Source organism: Enterobacter sp. BIGb0383 (genome assembly GCF_003751845.1).
In the GTDB taxonomy this organism is placed as follows: domain Bacteria; phylum Pseudomonadota; class Gammaproteobacteria; order Enterobacterales; family Enterobacteriaceae; genus BIGb0383.
The window spans coordinates 458873-475577 of the sequence record NZ_RJKQ01000002.1; the positions used below are offsets into that span (position 1 = coordinate 458873).

The following is a 16705-nucleotide window of genomic DNA, read 5'->3' on the forward strand; positions in this document are numbered from 1 at the left end:
ACGAGGAAATATATGTCTGGAATCTATCGCGGACGCCGACTGGCGCTGTACATCCTGCTTGCAATCCTGATCGCCACCCTGGTCGGGTACAGTACTTATACTTTTGTCAGTTTTATGGGATAAAAAAACAGACAGCTTTACATCAGCTATTTAATTATTTAATAAATGTATTTATTCAATATTAATTAGCAGGCCGAATTCTGTCTTTTAATATACCAGGGAAGGGTTACTGTTATATCGTCAATGTCCCATATTGCGTTATCCGGGAAATTCCCGGACAATGGCTTTTTTAACTGACGATTAACATAACGATGAAACACCCGCAAGAAGCCCTAATCACCGCCGCCGGGATCCTGATGATGGCATTTCTGTCGTGCCTGCTGCTGCCCGCGCCTTCGCTCGGGATTGTGCTGGCGCAAAAGCTGGTTGAAACCCTCCATCTGATGGATCTCAACCAGCTCTACACGATCCTGTTCTGCCTGTGGTTTGTGTTGCTGGGCGCTATCGAATATTTCGTCCTGCGCTTTGTCTGGCGGCGCTGGTTTGCCGTTTAACGACGGATGGATTTTACTCCGGTAAAATCGCGCATCCCCTGCACCAGCGCCTCGCACCAGACGGCATAGTCATGACCGCCGGAGGAGGGATGGAAGCTCACCTGATAGCCCTTATCCCGCAGCACTTTTTCGAAATCGAGGGTGTTGCGGTAAATCCCGCCGTTCGGCCCGTGGGTTTCAAATCGTCCTGCCTGTAGCCAGAAACGCACCGGATAACGCGGCGACTGTTGATACTGCTGCGTCAGCCAGCCCGGCGCTTCCCCTTTCGGAGCCCACCAGTAAGAGCCGGAAAGGCTCAGCACGTTGCCAAACAGGCGTGGATAGCGCAGCGCCACCCAGGAAGAGGCCAGCCCGCCGTAGCTCGACCCGGCCAGCACCGTTTTTTGCCGCTGCAGCGCGACGCCCTGCTGACGCAGCCACGGTAGCAGTTCATGGGCCATAAAGTCGGCGAAATCAGGATTGGGCGGCAGCTCTTTTGCCCGCCGGGCGTGATCCAGGCTGTCGATAAAGACCACGTTGACCGGCGGCAGCAGATGGCGGGCAATCAGGCCATCCAGCAGGTTCGCGATATGGTACTCATCCTGGTAGGTTTTCCCGTCGAATAACAGTAGCGTCCAGCGCGCAGGCTGGGCCATACGCGGACGATAGATAGCGACTTCCCGGCTATTGCCGAGCCGCTCGCTGCGCAGCATCTGACGGCTAAGGCTACCGTGGTTCAGCGGGCGGGAAAGTGCCTCGGTGGTGCAGTAGCGGGTAGGATCGAGTGCCAGCAGCGAGGAACGATTCCAGCGATCGCTTCCGGTCGCGCTCAGGGATCGGGGATTAAGCGGATCGGCCTGGGCGCTGACCAGAATAGCCCGTCGCTGGTCACGCGGCGTACCCTCAACCCGTGGCACATCGGGCGCCAGCTTGTACTGCATCACCGTGTCGGCTGGCACCACATAGCTACGGAACCAGATATCCGACTGGCCCAGGCGAAAAAGCGGATCGTGATCGCCCGCGGGCGATCCCAGAATAAAGACGTTGTTACGTGCGCCGCGCCACAGGAAGGTAATACGCTTATGGTCGGCATCGACCGGCTCCACCATCGGTGTGCCCTGCGCTTTACGGGTACGCCAGAAGGCGTCGGTGTTGCCACCCGCCGCCAGCTCGTGCAGTACCCGCTGAAGCGTCGGACTGATAGGATCAAGGCTTTGCGTACGCGCCAGAGAAGAGGTTTCCCCGATCCGCCACTGGAAGCGCCAGCGCCCCCCTTCCTTTCCTTTCAGTACCAGCGTGGAAGGCTGATTCACCGGCAGTGCAAACAGCAGCGTCTGCTCACCGTCCACCGGTCCGGCATCCACCAGCGTACGCAGCCGACGATTCTTGTCGTCAAGCAGATGGGCATCCGTCACCCCGACCAGCGTGGCTGAGACATAGTTCTCTCCCAGAGTCGGCAGTTCAAAACAGATCTCGCCGCTGGCATCAAACTTCCCCTGGAGATCGCCCTGTAGAACGGGTGATTCACAGGCCATCGCCAGAGCCGGTATGGCACTCACCCCAAACACTAAATCACGCCACGCCATCTTGTTGACCCGCTCCCTCTGACATTTGTTAACAACGCTAATGCAAATGGTAATGATTTGCAATAACATCAATGAGCAAATGATGATGACCTGCACGCTAACAACGGCAGGTTTTTTTATGGCAAGAACGGTAAGGAAACAGGAAAAGGCATGTTTAAAAACAATAAGATAATGCAACTCTGGGTACTAAGTCTTGCGGCAACAGGGTTCAACGCGCAGGCGAAAGGTACGGAAGAAACACTGGTGGTCACCCAGGGTGTCAGCCAGGAGCCCACCGCCCCGGTAAAAGGAATGGTGGCGACCCGCACCCTTTCGGCCACGAAAACGTCCGCAGAGCTTATCAAAACGCCCCAGTCGGTATCGGTAGTCACCCGCGACCAGATGGACGCGCTTGACGCAACGTCCGTTTCGCAGGCGCTGCGCTACAGCGCCGGGGTCTTTACGGAATATCGGGGTTCATCCAACCGCAATGACGAGGTCTTTGTTCGCGGCTTCAGCTATGTACCCAAATTCCTCGACGGCCTAAGCTATGGTGCCACCGCATCATCGCAAACCGGCACCTTCGACCCCTGGCTGCTGGAGCGCGTAGAACTGGTACGCGGCCCGGCATCGGTCCTGTTTGGCCAGGTGAACCCGGGCGGGCTTATCAGCATGACCAGCAAGCGCCCGACCAGCGAGTCCATCAACAAAGTACAGTTCAGCACCGGCAGCCGGGATCTGGCGGAAGGTGCCTTTGACTTCGGCGGCCCGTTAAGCGATGACGGCCGCGTTCTGTACCGGCTGAACGGGATTGCCCGCACCCAGCAAAACCAGGTCAAAGATTATAAAGAGACGCGCATCGCCATCGCCCCGGCCATCACCTGGCTGCCAAACGATCAAACACGCTTTACACTGCTGACCAGCTACCAGAAAGATCCTGACGCGGGCTACCGCAACTTCCTGCCGTACTACGGCACCGTCGTCAGCGCCGGTGGCCGCTATATCCCGCGTGATTTTAACGTCAGCGATCCGAACTATGACCAGTCCTGGCGCGAGCAGGCAATGATTGGCTACGAGTTTGAACATCAGATCAACGAGACGCTGACCTTCCGACAAAACGCGCGCTACGCCAGCATCAAGCAGAAGTACCGTTATCTGGTCAATGCCAACAACGCCGAGGGCAGCACCGTGCTGACCCGCTATGCCCAGCGAGAAGAACGCACGACCAATGAGTTCGGCCTCGATAACCAGCTGGAAGCGCAGTTTACCACCGGCACGCTTAACCATACGTTGCTGGGCGGGATGGATTACAAATCGAGCAAGGACAAACAGCTACTGATGCGCGGCAGCAGCGCGGATTACGATATGGACTGGACCCGGCCGGTCTATGGCCTGAACATCGATGAAAGCACCATGGATACCCGGACCAACGAGCAGCAGAATCTCGATCAAATGGGTCTCTATCTGCAGGATCAGCTGAGCTGGAATAACTGGGAACTGCTGCTGTCCGGACGCTATGACTGGGCCGAAGTGCGCACCCGCGATATGACCGCCACCCCGAGTGAAGCCACTCAGCAAAACGACAGCAAGTTCACCGGGCGTGCCGGGCTGCTTTACGCCTTTGATTTTGGCCTGTCGCCCTATATCAGCTACAGCACCTCGTTTGAACCTAATCTGCAAACCAACCGTGCTCCGGGTGTAGCACCCTTCGCACCAACGACCGGCAAGCAGACGGAGATCGGGGTTAAATACCAGCCGACGGATAGCACCATTATGTCGCTGGCGGTGTATGACCTGAGGCAGAACAACGTCGCCACCTATAACAGCGATCTGAAATGGTATGAAAACACCGGGGAGATTCGTTCAAAAGGGCTCGAAGCGGAAATCCATTCCTCCCTGCTCAATGACAGTATCAGCCTGATCGGCTCTTACACCTATACGGACACGGAAAACGTCAGTACCACCGTCGCCGGTACCGAAGGGAAAAGCCCGGCGCGCATCCCAACCCATATGGCGTCGGCATTCGCCAGCTATACGGTGCCGAACGGTCCGCTGAAAAGCCTGACCACCGGTGCAGGGATGCGCTATATCGGCACCAGCTACGGCGATGCGAAAAACACCTTTAAGGTGCCATCGGTCGATCTCTATGATCTGATGATGAGCTATCAGTTGGGTGAGCTAAGCAGCAGCCTGAAAGGTGCGAAAGTGCAGTTCAACGTCAATAACCTGGCCGATACGCACTATGTTGCTTCCTGTAGCGGTACCACGGCCTGCTTCTATGGTGTGGGGCGAAACGTCACCGCGACCATCAGCTACGACTGGTAATCACCGCATACCGCCCCTTTACGGGGCGGTTTCAGTGGGCGCCGCTGTGGTTTTCACGCCGGTATGCGCCCGGCGGCTGGTGGAAGGTGCGGGTAAAGATGCGGGTAAAGGTTTGCTGCGAATCAAAGCCGTATTTCAGGCAGATATCGTAAACCTTATGATCCGTGTCGCGCAGATCCCGCGCCGCCAGCAGCAGCTTGCGCTCGCGAATATAGCGCCCAAGGCTCTCGCCTTTGTACTGTAAAAACAGCCGCTGCAGATGCCATTTGGAATAGCCCGCATGACGTGCGATATCGTCAATACGTAAAGGCTGGTGCAGGTTGCTGTCGATCCATTCGACGATAGTGTCGATAACCTGAGCGGAAATTGTCATACCTCTCTCCCTCTCTGCTCTTCGATTACTGTTTACGGGACGTATCCCACCAGGCGCTGAACTGCTGCGCCCGATCGGCGATGGACACCGGCTCACCCAGCTGCGGGGTCAGCAGGCGATACTCTTTATCTTCGCTGGCTTTCGCCAGCCGCTGCCAGGGGTCGTTCCAGCTGTGTCGGGCCAGCACAAAGCGTCCGGAGTGGCCGGGCACAATCGCCTTCGCCTTTAACTCTACTGCCGCCTGGGCCGCCTCTTCCGGCATCATATGAATAAACTTCCAGTCCGCGTCGTACTGGCCGTTTTCCATAATCGCCAGATCCACCTGCCCAAACTGCTCCCCAATCGCTTTGAAGTGCGGACCGTAGCCGGTATCGCCGCTGTAATAGACGTTGCTGCCCGGCGTGGAGAACATAAAGCTGGCCCACAGGGTCTGATTACGCTTCAGGCCGCGCCCGGAGAAGTGGCGGGCCGGGAGTACGTGAACGGTCAGCGTCTCGTCCACCGTCAGCGCCTGGTTCCAGTCCGCCTCGCTGATAATGTTCCCGTCAATGCCCCAATAACGCAGATGCGACCCCACGCCCAGCGGCGTAATCACGCGCTTAATTTTCGGGCGCAACGCGTTAATGGTGGCGTAGTCCAGGTGATCATAGTGATCGTGGGAGATAATCAGCAGGTCGATCTCCGGCATCGTCTCTGCACGCCAGGGATACTCGCCGACAAAGGCCTTATTCAGAAATGAGAATGGCGCGGCATAGTTGCTGAACACCGGGTCGATCAGAATGCGTTTTCCCGCTATCTGCAGATACCAGGACGAGTGTCCCAGCCACAGCATCACGTCCTGGTCGAGCGGCAGGCTGGCAATATCCGTCGCCACCAGCGGCAGCGGCTGCTGTGGACGGGCGTTTTCACGTTTGGTCACCAGAAAATCCCACCACACCTGCAGCATATTCCTGTCACCGGTAAAGCCCGGTGTCGGCAGCTGGTTATGGAACTGACCGTCACGATAGTTCGGCGAGGTTTCAACCCGGGTCAGCTCACTCCCTTTCGGGGCCTGGCCAAAACCGGCATTGAGGACAAACGGCAGCGTTGCCGCAGACGCAATTAACATAACAACCACCACGCAAATTATCAGACGCTTCATATCCTGACCCTGAGACGCGTCCCTTTCCGTAGAGATACGCGGGAAAACTTGATTATGAGTGAGTAAGCACTCATTATTAGAGGGTAGCGAAAAATCGTCAAGTTGATTTTCAATCTTTGACATTCAACGTTGCAGCACCGGAAAGGGCATGTTTCAATCGTGGTTTTTAAAATCGATGAGGTAAAGTGTAGTGGCTCGTCCTAAGAGTGAAGACAAAAAACAAGCGTTACTGGAAGCCGCGACCACGGCCGTTGCACAGTCGGGGATCGCCGCCTCAACGGCGCTCATTGCCCGGGGTGCAGGCGTTGCGGAAGGCACGCTGTTTCGCTACTTCGCGACCAAAGACGATCTGCTGAACGAGCTTTATCTGTATCTGAAACAGGACCTGTGCAAGGCGATGCTGGTCTCCTGGGACCACACCGAAACCGACGCAAAGACCAACACCTGCCATATCTGGAACAGCTACGTTGACTGGGGACTGCGCAATCCGCCTGCCCATCAGGCGATCCGTCAGCTTTCGGTCAGCGATAAGATCACCGAGCAAACCCGACAGAAAGTCACGGAAATGTTCCCGGAACTGAACGAACTGTGCGAACAGTCGGTTCTGCCCGCTTTCCGCTCCCGCGAATACCGTGCGTTTGGCGATGCGCTTTTCGGGTCGCTGATCAACACTACCATGGAATTTGCCACCCTCGAACCCGACAGCGCCGCGCATTATAAAAAGCTCGGTTTTGAAGCCATGTGGCGCGCCCTTGCCGACGAGCTGAAATAGACGATGGACAGCAAAAGCCTACAGGACTGCGCAAAGCAGGTCGCCCTCGACCTGCCCTTTACCGAACACTGCTGGCCGTTTGGCCCGGAATATGACGTCTTTAAGGTGGAGGGGAAAATCTTTATGATGACCTCTGTATCCCGCGGCAGGCCGCTGGTCAGCATGAAATCCGATCCGCAAAAGTCACTGCTTAATCAGCAAATCTACCGCAGTATCGAACCCGGTTATCATCTGAATAAAAAGCACTGGATCTCCCTCTATGCCGGGGACGATCTCAGCCCGGAGCTGGTGACCGATCTGGTTATCGATTCCTGGAATCTGGTGGTCGATAAGCTGCCGAAAAAGGCACGGCAGAGGCTGCGTCCGGCCTGATTTATCGCCGCTAAGTATAAGTGTTTCCGCATTTTAATCCCTTATCTTTTGCCTGGCAGGACGGTATCCTGCTGCCATTAAGCGTGCCCACCGGGCTAAAAAACTCAGGAGTAGTTATGGATATCATTTCAGTCGCCTTGAAACGTCACTCCACCAAGGCATTCGACGCGAGCAAAAAACTGACCGCCGACGAAGGGGAAAAGCTGAAAACCCTGCTGCAGTACAGCCCATCCAGCACCAACTCCCAGCCGTGGCACTTTATCGTGGCCAGCACGGACGAAGGTAAAACCCGCGTGGCAAAATCCGCCGCCGGTGGCTATGTCTTTAACGAGCGTAAAATGCTTGATGCTTCCCACGTAGTGGTGTTCTGCGCCAAAACCGCGATGGACGACGCCTGGCTGGACGCCGTGCTGGATCAGGAAGATGCCGACGGTCGTTTCGCTTCTCCGGAAGCCAAAGCGGGTAATAACAAAGGCCGTCGCTACTTTGCCGATATGCACCGCGTCGATCTGAAAGACGACCATCACTGGATGGCGAAACAGGTTTACCTTAACGTCGGTAACTTCCTGCTGGGCGTTGGCGCACTGGGTCTGGATGCCGTGCCCATCGAAGGCTTTGACGCGGCTGTCCTTGACGAAGAGTTTGGCCTGCGTGAGAAAGGCTTTACCAGCGTGGTGGTGGTGCCGGTCGGACACCATAGCGTAGAAGATTTTAACGCGGCGCTGCCGAAGTCTCGTCTGCCTCTGAGCACAACGCTCACCGAATGCTGATTTGCCCGTCGCTCACATCCTCTCCTTCGGGAGAGGATTTGCATCGTTAAACTCCCCAGGTCATGATGTCCCCGATTTTGATAAAAGGAGACGTTATGAAGGAGCTTTTTGCACAGGTTGAGGAGCTCGGGGTTGAGCTGACGCACACCACCTCACTGGCGATTGTGTTTGCCATTATTTTACTGACGGCCATCGTCGTCCATTTTATTCTGCACCGCCTGGTGCTGCGGGCTTTTGAGAAGCGTGCCCGGGCCAGTACCCATCTGTGGCTGCAGATCATCACCCAGAACAAACTGTTCCACCGCCTGGCCTTTACCCTTCAGGGGATTATCGTCAACGTTCAGGCCACCCTGTGGCTGCAAAAAGGCAGCGAATCAGCCGAGCTGGTCAGCACCTGCGCCCGATTGTGGGTGATGATCTACGCCATGCTCGCCTTCTTCTCGCTGCTGGACGTGATCTTTAACCTCTCCCAGAAGCTGGCCGCTGCTTCTCAGCTACCGCTTAAAGGCATTTTCCAGGGCGTGAAGCTGATTGTGGCCATTCTGGTTGGCATTCTGGTCATTTCCCTGCTGATCGGCCAGTCCCCGGCAATTCTGATAAGCGGCCTCGGCGCGATGGCGGCGGTACTGATGCTGGTCTTTAAAGACCCGATACTGGGACTGGTAGCCGGGATCCAGCTTTCCGCGAACGATATGCTGAAGCTCGGCGACTGGCTTGAAATGCCGAAATACGGCGCTGACGGCGCGGTCACGGATATCGGCCTGACCACGGTCAAAGTGCGCAACTGGGATAATACTATTACCACCATCCCGACCTGGTCGCTGGTCTCAGACTCGTTTAAAAACTGGAGCGGCATGTCGGCATCCGGCGGACGTCGGATTAAGCGCAGTATTAATATCGACACCACCAGCATCCATTTTCTTGACGAAGAAGAGCAGCAGAAGCTGATTCAGGCCCGGCTGCTGAAGCCGTATATGGCGGCACGCGGGGAAGAGATTGCCCAGTGGAACCAGCAGCAGGATAGCGGTGCTTCAGCCCTGAATCACCGGAAAATGACCAATATTGGCACGTTCCGCGCCTATCTGAACGAGTACTTACGCAATCATCCGCGTATTCGTCAGGATATGACGCTGATGGTGCGCCAGCTTGCGCCGGATAATCAGGGGCTGCCGATTGAGATTTACGCCTTCACCAGCACGGTTATCTGGCTCGAATATGAGAGCATTCAGGCCGATATTTTCGACCATATCTTTGCCGTGGTTGAGGAGTTTGGCCTGCGGATCCACCAGGCACCCACCGGGAACGACGTGCGTTCCCTGGCCGGGGCTATTCAGCCGTAATCGTCAGGCGCTGGCGCGGGAAATATAGCGCCAGTCCATCATGATGCGTTCCGCCGCGCCGTCGGGGTTGTCGATCTTATTCAGCAGCAGCTCGACGGCCCGGCGGCCGATTTCCCGCGAAGGCTGCTCGATGGTGGTCAGCTGCGGCGACACCATCTCCGCCAGCTCCGTTCCGTCAAAGCCCACCACCGCAATATCCTGCGGAATACGCAGCCCGGCCTGGGCAATGGCGCGCATCGCCCCGGCGGCCAGCGTATCGGACACGGCAAATACCGCGTCAGGCCGCGGTTCCTGCGCCAGCAGCTGCTCCATTGCCGCCTTACCGGCCGACGAGCTTAGCTCGCTGGCGTATTCTACCGTCTGATACGCCAGCCCGTTGGCATAAATAGCGGCTTTATAGCCCCGTTCGCGCAGGCGGGCGTACTTGTAGCTGAGGTCGTGATTGATCAAGGCAACGCGCTGACGTCCCGCGTCGGCAAGATGATTCACCACCGACTGGGCGGCATCCACATCGTTGATCCCGACGCAGGAAACGGCCCCGCTGTCAGCATATTCGGCACACTGCACCCAGGGTGCGTCGCCGATAAGCGTCGCCAGCTCCGTCAACCGGGAGAAGGCGTCCATGGTGATAATGCCGTCAACGATTTTACCCGACAGCAGCGTCAACCCGGACTTCGAGCGCTCGACGTCAGAGCCAGAGTGGCACAGCAGAATACGGTAACCGTTACGCTCCGCCTGCTCTTCAATGCCTTTAACCACCTCCGCGCAAAACGGGTTGGCGATATTCGACACCATCACGAGGATCATCTGGCTGCGGGCCGTGCGCAGCTGGCGGGCCAGCAGATTAGGCTGGTAATTACTTTCCTTGATAGCCTGCAGCACGCGCTCGCGGTTGCCGGCTTTGACGGTGTCGCTGTTGTTGAGCACCCGCGACACCGTCGCCACCGAGACCCCCGCCAGGCGGGCGATTTTCTGAATAGACATACGGACGATAGACCCTGCTAATAGCGCAATAACCGCAGGCTATCACAAAAGCGCTGCCCGGCGAACGGGCAACGCGTTATCTCGCGACGGTTATCCAGCGCTGCTGTTGATGACTTTCCACAATGGCGTCAACGATATACATCGCATCCGCGCCGTCATGGAATGAGGCGAAGCTCGCCTGCCCTGTGGCAGGCATCTTGCCCGTTGCCACCGCACGGTAGAACTGGATCATCATATTTTTAAAGGCGTCAGGCCAGCCTTCAATATGCCCGCCGGGGAAGTGCGCCCGGTCCGCCACGTCGGGATTCAGCAGGCCCGGATCGTCGCTCAGCCACTGGTTGGGCTGCTGACGATGACCGATCCACAGACGCTGGGGCACCTCCTGATCCCAGCCCAGCGAGCAGTCGCTGCCGTTGACCTCAAAGGTGAGCTGGTTTTTACGCCCGGCGCTCACCTGGGAAACGGTGAAGCTGCCCTTGCTGCCGTCATCGAAGCGCAGCAGTACCGCGCCTCTGTCTTCGGTGGTGACAGCCTTATCTTCAAAACGCTGAGCCGTCTGCCCGCCGGTAAAGGTCTGCCCCCCGCCGACGCTGGCTTTACGCGTAGGCCAGACCACGGAGAGGTCGGCCATTACCTCGACAATCCGTCGCCCGGTGACAAACTGCAGGGTATCGCACCAGTGGGAGCCGATATCCGCCAGCGCGCGGGAACGTCCGCCGAGGGCCGCGTCCACACGCCAGTTGTAGTCGGTTTCCAGCAGCATCCAGTCCTGAAGATAGCCGCCCTGGGTGGAGAAAATACGCCCGACGCTGCCGTTACGCACCATACTGGCCGCCTGCTGCACCATCGCAAACTGGCGGTAGACAAAGCTGAGGCCGTGTATCACGCCGGACTGCTCCGCCAGCGTCACCAGCTCCCGCGCCTCTTCCGGCGTCATGCTGAGTGGTTTTTCGGAGAAAACATGCTTACCAGCAGCAATAATCTGCCGGTTAATGGCCGCGTGCAGATGGTTCGGAGTGCAGTTATGTACCACCTGCAGGCCGGGATGGGCTAACAGCTGCTCAACGCTGCCGTAGCCGTGAGGGATGTTCAGCTCGGCGGCTTTGGCCTGTGCCGCCTCGTCCGAGACGTCGCAGAGGGCAACCACCTCAACCATCCCCGTGCGCCGCAGCGCCTCAATATGCGCCGGGCCAATAAACCCGGTCCCGATAACGCCAACCTGAATCATGAACGTACCTCACCGCCTGCGGCAAAATCATCAAACGACCGTCCCGACACGGGAATAATGTGGCGACGGATAAACTCACTGCCTTCCCGCGCGCCGATTTCAGCGTCCTTCAGGCAGCACTCCCACTCCAGCACCGCCCAGCCGTCATAGCCGTACTGGGTAAGCTTGCTGAAGATGGTTTTAAAATCGATCTGCCCGTCGCCCAGCGAGCGGAAGCGCCCTGCTCTGTCGATCCACGGCTGGTAACCGCCGTAAACGCCGCTGCGCCCGTTGCCGCGAAACTCAGCATCCTTCACGTGGAAGGCTTTAATCCGCGAATGGTAGATATCGATAAACGCCAGGTAATCCATCTGCTGGAGATGCAGATGGCTCGGATCGTAGAGAATATTGCAGCGCGGATGGTTATCCACCAGCGCGAGGAAGCGCTCAAAGGTGGCACCATCGTGCAGATCCTCGCCGGGATGAATTTCATAGCAGAGATCCACGCCATGCTCATCAAAAGCATCGAGGATCGGCCGCCAGAGTCGGGCCAGCGTCTGGAATGCCTCATCCAGCAGGGCCGCATTGTGCGGCGGCCAGGGGTAAAAATAGGGCCAGGCCAGCGCCCCGGAGAACGTAGCGTGGGCGCTAAGACCCAGATTCTGTGAAGCCTTTGCGGCAAGCATTAGCATCTGCGTCGCCCAGCGCTGACGCGCCTGCGGGTTGCCGCGAACCTCGGGCGGCGCAAAGCCGTCGAAGGCGTCGTCATAGGCCGGATGTACAGCAACAAGCTGCCCTTCCAGATGGGTCGACAGCTCGCTGATGCTTAACCCGCGTTCAGCCAGAATACCGCGCACCTCGTCGCAGTACGCCTGGCTGCTGGCTGCCCGTTCAAGGTCAAAAATCGCCTTATGATTGCAGGGGATCTGCAGCGCTTTATACCCCAGCCCCGCAGCCCAGTCGGCCAGCCCTTCCAGCGAGTTAAACGGGGGCTGGCCCCCGATAAACTGCGCCAGAAAAATACCAGGTCCCTTGATCGTTTTCATAACCCCTCCGAACAATTACTCAGGCTCTTTCTCATCGTATTTGAAAGAGAAAAGGAAAATTAATGCGATGGCGGCAGCGGCCACGGCTGGGATCCACCAGAAGGTTACCCACGCCTGCGGTACGGTCTGACCGGCAACAATTCGGTTATAGAGCGCGCCGGAGATCTGCGAGCCGAGCAGCATCCCGATACCGTAGGTGAACATCACGATCATGCTCTGGGCCTGACCTTTCACCTTCTCGCCCGCCACGCGGTCGGTATAGATAAAGCCAACCACAAAGAAGAAGTCGTAGCACACGCCGTGCAGCAGGATGCCGAGATAGAGCAGCGCACGCCCTTCCTCGCTGACGCCCATCGCGAACATGGCGTAGCGCACAAACCACGCCAGCATGCCGATCAGCAGCATGTACTTCACGCCAAGACGGCGGAACAGCAGCGGGATCACCAGCATAAAGAAGATTTCAGACATCTGGCCGAAGGACATGGCCGTACTGACATCCGCTACGCCCGCGTCAGACAGGAAGGACGCGGTATAGGCGTAGTAGGTACCCAGCGGGACGGAGATCAGCGTCGCGCACAGGGAGAAGATAAAGAAGTGACGGGTTTTCAGCAGCGCAAAGGCATCGGCGCAGAGCAGATCGCGCAGCTTAACCGGCAGCCCTTTCGCCGGGGCCGGCGTATGCGGCAGCGTCAGGCTATAGATCGCCAGCAGCACTGAACACGCCGCCGCCAGGGTAAAGATACCGGTGGTGTCGGAAATGCCGGTCACGCCGATAAAGATCCCCGCGACAATCCAGCCGATGGTGCCGAAGACGCGCACCACCGGGAAGGTTTTATCGATATTCGCCAGGCTGTGGAACGCAATATTGTTGGTCAGCGCCAGCGTCGGCATATAGCACAGGGTATAGCCAAACAGCAGGCCAATCAGCAGCGCACCGTTTTCGGCAACCAGCGCCTGCGGCACAAACCACAGGAAAATGGCGCCAAGCAGATGCATCACCGCCATCACCTTCTGTGACGGGAAGAAGCGGTCAACCAGCATCCCCAGTACAAACGGCGAAAGAATCGACGCGATGGGACCTGCGGAGAAGGCATCGCCAATCAGCAATGACATATTGTACTGGGTCATCACCAGACCCAGCGTTACCGACCAGCTACCCCAGATAAAGAACTGCATAAACATCATCAGTGACAGACGCGGCACAAGGAGCCGGTATGACACGTTTGCTTTCCCACGACTTTCGGTTGTTGACACCATTTGCCTCACCTCAAAAAGTAATCGATTACAAAACATCTCAAATGCAAAGTAATCGATTACAAAACAAAGATCCTGTACGTCACAGCGGATCTGGGAGATCGGTCACGATAAAAATGTGGGAGGCTTCCCCCGCCGGACGGCGGGGGAAAAGGATCAGCGCGGAGTACGGCGCAGCGCCTTAAAGGCGACAAACAGGAACAGGATCCAGCCTGGCAGCAGAATTGCCGACAGACGCATATCATCGATGGTGCACATCAGCACCAGGATAAAGGCGAGGAAGGCGATACACACATAGTTACCCAGTGGATACAGCAGGGCTTTAAACTGCGTCTCACGGCCCTGGCGACGCATCGCGGCGCGGAATTTCAGGTGCGCCAGACAGATCATGATCCAGTTCAGCAGCAGAGTCGCTACCACCAGCGCCATCAGCAGGCCGAACGCCTTCTGCGGCAGGAGATAGTTCACCAGCACCACCAGAGAGGTGATCGCACCTGAGAGGAACAGGGAGTTTACCGGCACGCCGCGACGGCTGACGCGGGTTAAGAACTTAGGCGCATTCCCCTGAACCGACAGGCCAAACAGCATCCGGCTGTTGGAGTAAACGCCGCTGTTATAGACCGACAGCGAAGCCACCAGAATCACCACGTTAAGCGCTGAGGCCACAATATTGCTGTCGAGTTCGTGGAAAATCATCACGAACGGGCTGCTGTTAGACTGGATTTCACTCCACGGATAGAGCGCCAGCAGAACCACCAGAGAACCGATATAGAACAGCAGGATGCGGTACACCACCTGGTTTACGGCCTGAGGAATCGTCTTTTCCGGGTTGCGCGCTTCTGCGGCGGTAATGCCGATCAGCTCCAGTCCGCCGAAGGAGAACATAATTACCGCCAGAGAGAGAATCAGCCCGTGCCAGCCCGTCGCCAGGAAGCCGCCGTGCTGCCAGAGGTTTTCGATCCCCGCACGCTCGCCACCGTGACCGGAGAAGAGCATCCAGACGCCGAAGCCGATCATACCGATAATCGCCAGTACCTTAATCAGCGCAAACCAGAATTCGGTTTCACCGTACACGCGGACGTTGACCAGGTTTATGGCATTAATGATAACGAAGAAGACCGCCGCCCAGATCCAGGTCGGCACGTCGGGCAGCCAGTACTGCATATAGATACCGGCGGCGGTCAGTTCCGCCATGCCGACCAGCACAAACATAACCCAGTAGTTCCAGCCGGAAAGGAAACCGGCGAACGGCCCCCAGTATTTATACGCAAAGTGGGCGAAGGAGCCGGATACCGGCTCTTCCACTACCATCTCGCCGAGCTGGCGCATAATCAGAAAGGCAATAATACCGGCGACGCCGTAACCCAGCAGTACGGCCGGTCCGGCCATCTGGATCGCCGGGCCAATGCCCAGAAACAGTCCGGTGCCAATCGCGCCCCCAAGGGCAATCAGCTGAATATGGCGGTTTTGCAGCCCTCGCTGCAGTGTCGGCTGCTGCTCCGACCCGGCATCGCCTGATGTGTTTGCGGATGCGGTTGACGCGTTCTTCACGTCCTTCCCCTTTATCATTTTTATAGAAGGGGCACCTTTTAACACTTAGCGTGGCCTGCCGCAAGACTGGCGTGCCTCCGGTTAATGTAAAGCAGATACCGGACAGGAAAGCGTGGCGCTGGCAGATTGGCGAAGACTGTGTATTAATAACGTATTGCAGTGAAATCTTAGGTATTACGGGGAGTTGCCGTGCAGTATACCATAAATAATTCAATTATTTTCAATAGCGGAGATGGCACTCTTCAGCACCTTGAGACAAACGATGTTGTCCAGCTTCCCCTGCCTGCGCAGCGATTGCTGCAGATTATACTGGAGTCTGAGTGTGAAATTCTGACCCGAGATTTCCTTTTCCGCGAGGTCTGGGACAAGTACGGACTAACGGGCTCAAACAGCAATCTTAATCAATATCTGAGTTTGCTGCGGCGCAGCATGCTTGCTTTTGGCTGCGACAATTTCGTTATCACCATCCCCAAAATTGGCATAAAACTCGACGAACAGATCGGCATCGTAAAGACTTCAGCACAGAACGAGCCTGTACAGCGGGTAGAACATTCAGCCCCTGAGCCTGCGAAGAAAAACCCTCGCGGTCTCTTCGCGTATCCCCTGCTTCCCCTGGGGGCAGGACTCGCCGTGCTGATTATGGCCACGCTTGCCGGATTGTGGATCCTGAAGGCCAGAAATACAGAACGTGACCCGACATTCACTGCGCATACGCTACAGACAGGCTGCGTGATACATACCGTCAAATCCGAGCGTGAATACTACAACGAGAAAGTAGAGAATCAGGTTGCAAAAATCCTGCAAGAAAATAACCTCTCCTGCACCAAAGGATTTAACCTTTACTTTGATTACTATCCTTCCAGCACGCCCCAGACATATGGCCGGACAATGCTCTCTTTATGCCGCACAGGGTCAGAGGGTGTGAACCTATCCTGCGACAATATTTTTTATTCAAACCGGAATGAAATCAATGATTAAAAAAACAATTATGCTGGGCGTTGTTTTTTTAGTGCTGGCAACGCCAGTCAGCGTAATCACAATTCAAAATAAAATTAACAGCTTTAATCTTTTCCCGTTCAAATGCCTTACTTTCACTCGGTATATACTTAACGACAACAACAAAGATATTTATTTCAATGTTTCTCAGGATTTACGATTTTACTCTTTGCAGGATGGTTATTTCCTGATCGGTGGAACCACGCAAAGCGGCGATAAGATCAGCAAGATCAACCGCAGCGTGCGCTTTGAGGCGGGCTCATTAACTCAGGGCAAAACATTTTCTTATAAAATCAAAAGCATTGAAAAATTAAACGGCGATGATATCACCGACGATTTATTTCAGTTGTTGCTGAATGAATATACAATCGGTAAGGACGACTTTCAGGTAGATGTCTTTAAAATCGATAATCTGTCCTATTTGATAGGCGGTCCCCACTCGTTTATTAATACCTGCACACGTTATTAAAAAACCC

The 16705-nt window shown here is 56.3% G+C and carries 15 protein-coding genes and 1 pseudogene; 8 read left to right on the top strand and 8 right to left on the bottom strand.

Annotated features, from left to right (window positions below; translation table 11 throughout):
* The first annotated feature begins 311 nt into the window (after positions 1-311).
* The gene (locus tag EDF81_RS10560) at positions 312-554 is read left to right on the top strand and encodes a DUF1158 domain-containing protein (protein WP_123348099.1); all 243 of its coding nucleotides are present in this window, start codon (positions 312-314) and stop codon (positions 552-554) included.
* Here the strand turns inward: EDF81_RS10560 and EDF81_RS10565 are convergent.
* Positions 495-2119: pseudogene (locus tag EDF81_RS10565) on the bottom strand (alpha/beta hydrolase-fold protein); the annotation flags it as partial. The gene EDF81_RS10560 and the pseudogene EDF81_RS10565 overlap by 60 nt on opposite strands.
* 150 nt (positions 2120-2269) lie before the next feature.
* On the opposite strand from EDF81_RS10565, the gene EDF81_RS10570 reads away from it, so the two are divergent.
* Positions 2270-4423, top strand: coding sequence for a TonB-dependent siderophore receptor (locus EDF81_RS10570; protein ID WP_123348101.1), 2154 nt, complete (start codon positions 2270-2272; stop codon positions 4421-4423).
* 31 nt (positions 4424-4454) lie between these two features.
* Here EDF81_RS10570 and EDF81_RS10575 read toward each other — a convergent pair whose 3' ends face one another.
* Complete coding sequence (locus EDF81_RS10575; protein ID WP_123348102.1) at positions 4455-4796, bottom strand: RamA family antibiotic efflux transcriptional regulator; 342 nt, start codon at positions 4794-4796, stop codon at positions 4455-4457.
* Between the two features lie 25 nt (positions 4797-4821).
* Positions 4822-5937, bottom strand: a complete 1116-nt coding sequence (locus EDF81_RS10580) for an MBL fold metallo-hydrolase (RefSeq protein ID WP_123348103.1) — start codon at positions 5935-5937, stop codon at positions 4822-4824.
* A 190-nt stretch (positions 5938-6127) separates the two neighbouring features.
* Here EDF81_RS10580 and EDF81_RS10585 point away from each other — a divergent pair, with 190 nt between their 5' ends.
* The 4 genes from EDF81_RS10585 to EDF81_RS10600 all read left to right on the top strand — a co-directional run bounded on the left by EDF81_RS10585 (position 6128) and on the right by EDF81_RS10600 (position 9191).
* Entirely contained in the window at positions 6128-6709 is a 582-nt protein-coding gene (locus tag EDF81_RS10585) for a TetR/AcrR family transcriptional regulator (protein ID WP_123348104.1), read from the top strand.
* Between the two features lie 3 nt (positions 6710-6712).
* Entirely contained in the window at positions 6713-7081 is a 369-nt protein-coding gene (locus EDF81_RS10590; protein WP_123348105.1) for an MmcQ/YjbR family DNA-binding protein, read from the top strand.
* Positions 7082-7197: 116 nt separating this feature from the next.
* The gene (gene nfsB / locus EDF81_RS10595; RefSeq protein WP_123348106.1) at positions 7198-7851 is read left to right on the top strand and encodes an oxygen-insensitive NAD(P)H nitroreductase; all 654 of its coding nucleotides are present in this window, start codon (positions 7198-7200) and stop codon (positions 7849-7851) included.
* A 95-nt stretch (positions 7852-7946) separates the two neighbouring features.
* Positions 7947-9191 carry a mechanosensitive ion channel family protein gene (locus EDF81_RS10600; protein WP_123348107.1) on the top strand — a complete coding sequence of 415 codons (1245 nt, stop codon included), beginning with the start codon at positions 7947-7949 and terminating at the stop codon, positions 9189-9191.
* Positions 9192-9194: 3 nt separating this feature from the next.
* Here EDF81_RS10600 and EDF81_RS10605 read toward each other — a convergent pair whose 3' ends face one another.
* From EDF81_RS10605 to pheP, 5 genes are all read right to left on the bottom strand, one after another.
* Entirely contained in the window at positions 9195-10175 is a 981-nt protein-coding gene (locus EDF81_RS10605) for a LacI family DNA-binding transcriptional regulator (protein ID WP_123348108.1), read from the bottom strand.
* A 76-nt stretch (positions 10176-10251) separates the two neighbouring features.
* Complete coding sequence (locus tag EDF81_RS10610; RefSeq protein WP_123348109.1) at positions 10252-11403, bottom strand: Gfo/Idh/MocA family protein; 1152 nt, start codon at positions 11401-11403, stop codon at positions 10252-10254.
* On the bottom strand, positions 11400-12428 hold the full coding sequence (locus tag EDF81_RS10615) for a sugar phosphate isomerase/epimerase (RefSeq protein WP_123348110.1): 1029 nt from the start codon (positions 12426-12428) through the stop codon (positions 11400-11402). The genes EDF81_RS10610 and EDF81_RS10615 overlap by 4 nt, the downstream gene beginning before the upstream one ends.
* Before the next feature lie 15 nt (positions 12429-12443).
* The gene (locus EDF81_RS10620; RefSeq protein WP_123348111.1) at positions 12444-13685 is read right to left on the bottom strand and encodes an MFS transporter; all 1242 of its coding nucleotides are present in this window, start codon (positions 13683-13685) and stop codon (positions 12444-12446) included.
* A gap of 153 nt (positions 13686-13838) precedes the next feature.
* Positions 13839-15233 carry a phenylalanine transporter gene (gene pheP / locus EDF81_RS10625; protein WP_123348112.1) on the bottom strand — a complete coding sequence of 465 codons (1395 nt, stop codon included), beginning with the start codon at positions 15231-15233 and terminating at the stop codon, positions 13839-13841.
* Between the two features lie 189 nt (positions 15234-15422).
* Here pheP and EDF81_RS10630 point away from each other — a divergent pair, with 189 nt between their 5' ends.
* Complete coding sequence (locus EDF81_RS10630) at positions 15423-16211, top strand: hypothetical protein (RefSeq protein WP_123348113.1); 789 nt, start codon at positions 15423-15425, stop codon at positions 16209-16211.
* Positions 16204-16698 carry a hypothetical protein gene (locus tag EDF81_RS10635; RefSeq protein WP_184999520.1) on the top strand — a complete coding sequence of 165 codons (495 nt, stop codon included), beginning with the start codon at positions 16204-16206 and terminating at the stop codon, positions 16696-16698. The genes EDF81_RS10630 and EDF81_RS10635 overlap by 8 nt, the downstream gene beginning before the upstream one ends.
* Positions 16699-16705 lie beyond the last annotated feature (7 nt).

What these genes read in the sequence shown, in the direction of transcription:
- EDF81_RS10560 (WP_123348099.1), top strand. Translation starts at nt 312, where the DNA reads ATGAAACACCCGCAAGAAGCCCTAATCACCGCCGCCGGGATCCTGATG.
- EDF81_RS10570 (WP_123348101.1), top strand. Translation starts at nt 2,270, where the DNA reads ATGTTTAAAAACAATAAGATAATGCAACTCTGGGTACTAAGTCTTGCG.
- EDF81_RS10575 (WP_123348102.1), bottom strand. Translation starts at nt 4,796, where the DNA reads ATGACAATTTCCGCTCAGGTTATCGACACTATCGTCGAATGGATCGAC.
- EDF81_RS10580 (WP_123348103.1), bottom strand. Translation starts at nt 5,937, where the DNA reads ATGAAGCGTCTGATAATTTGCGTGGTGGTTGTTATGTTAATTGCGTCT.
- EDF81_RS10590 (WP_123348105.1), top strand. Translation starts at nt 6,713, where the DNA reads ATGGACAGCAAAAGCCTACAGGACTGCGCAAAGCAGGTCGCCCTCGAC.
- nfsB (WP_123348106.1), top strand. Translation starts at nt 7,198, where the DNA reads ATGGATATCATTTCAGTCGCCTTGAAACGTCACTCCACCAAGGCATTC.
- EDF81_RS10600 (WP_123348107.1), top strand. Translation starts at nt 7,947, where the DNA reads ATGAAGGAGCTTTTTGCACAGGTTGAGGAGCTCGGGGTTGAGCTGACG.
- EDF81_RS10605 (WP_123348108.1), bottom strand. Translation starts at nt 10,175, where the DNA reads ATGTCTATTCAGAAAATCGCCCGCCTGGCGGGGGTCTCGGTGGCGACG.
- EDF81_RS10610 (WP_123348109.1), bottom strand. Translation starts at nt 11,403, where the DNA reads ATGATTCAGGTTGGCGTTATCGGGACCGGGTTTATTGGCCCGGCGCAT.
- EDF81_RS10615 (WP_123348110.1), bottom strand. Translation starts at nt 12,428, where the DNA reads ATGAAAACGATCAAGGGACCTGGTATTTTTCTGGCGCAGTTTATCGGG.
- EDF81_RS10620 (WP_123348111.1), bottom strand. Translation starts at nt 13,685, where the DNA reads ATGGTGTCAACAACCGAAAGTCGTGGGAAAGCAAACGTGTCATACCGG.
- EDF81_RS10635 (WP_184999520.1), top strand. Translation starts at nt 16,204, where the DNA reads ATGATTAAAAAAACAATTATGCTGGGCGTTGTTTTTTTAGTGCTGGCA.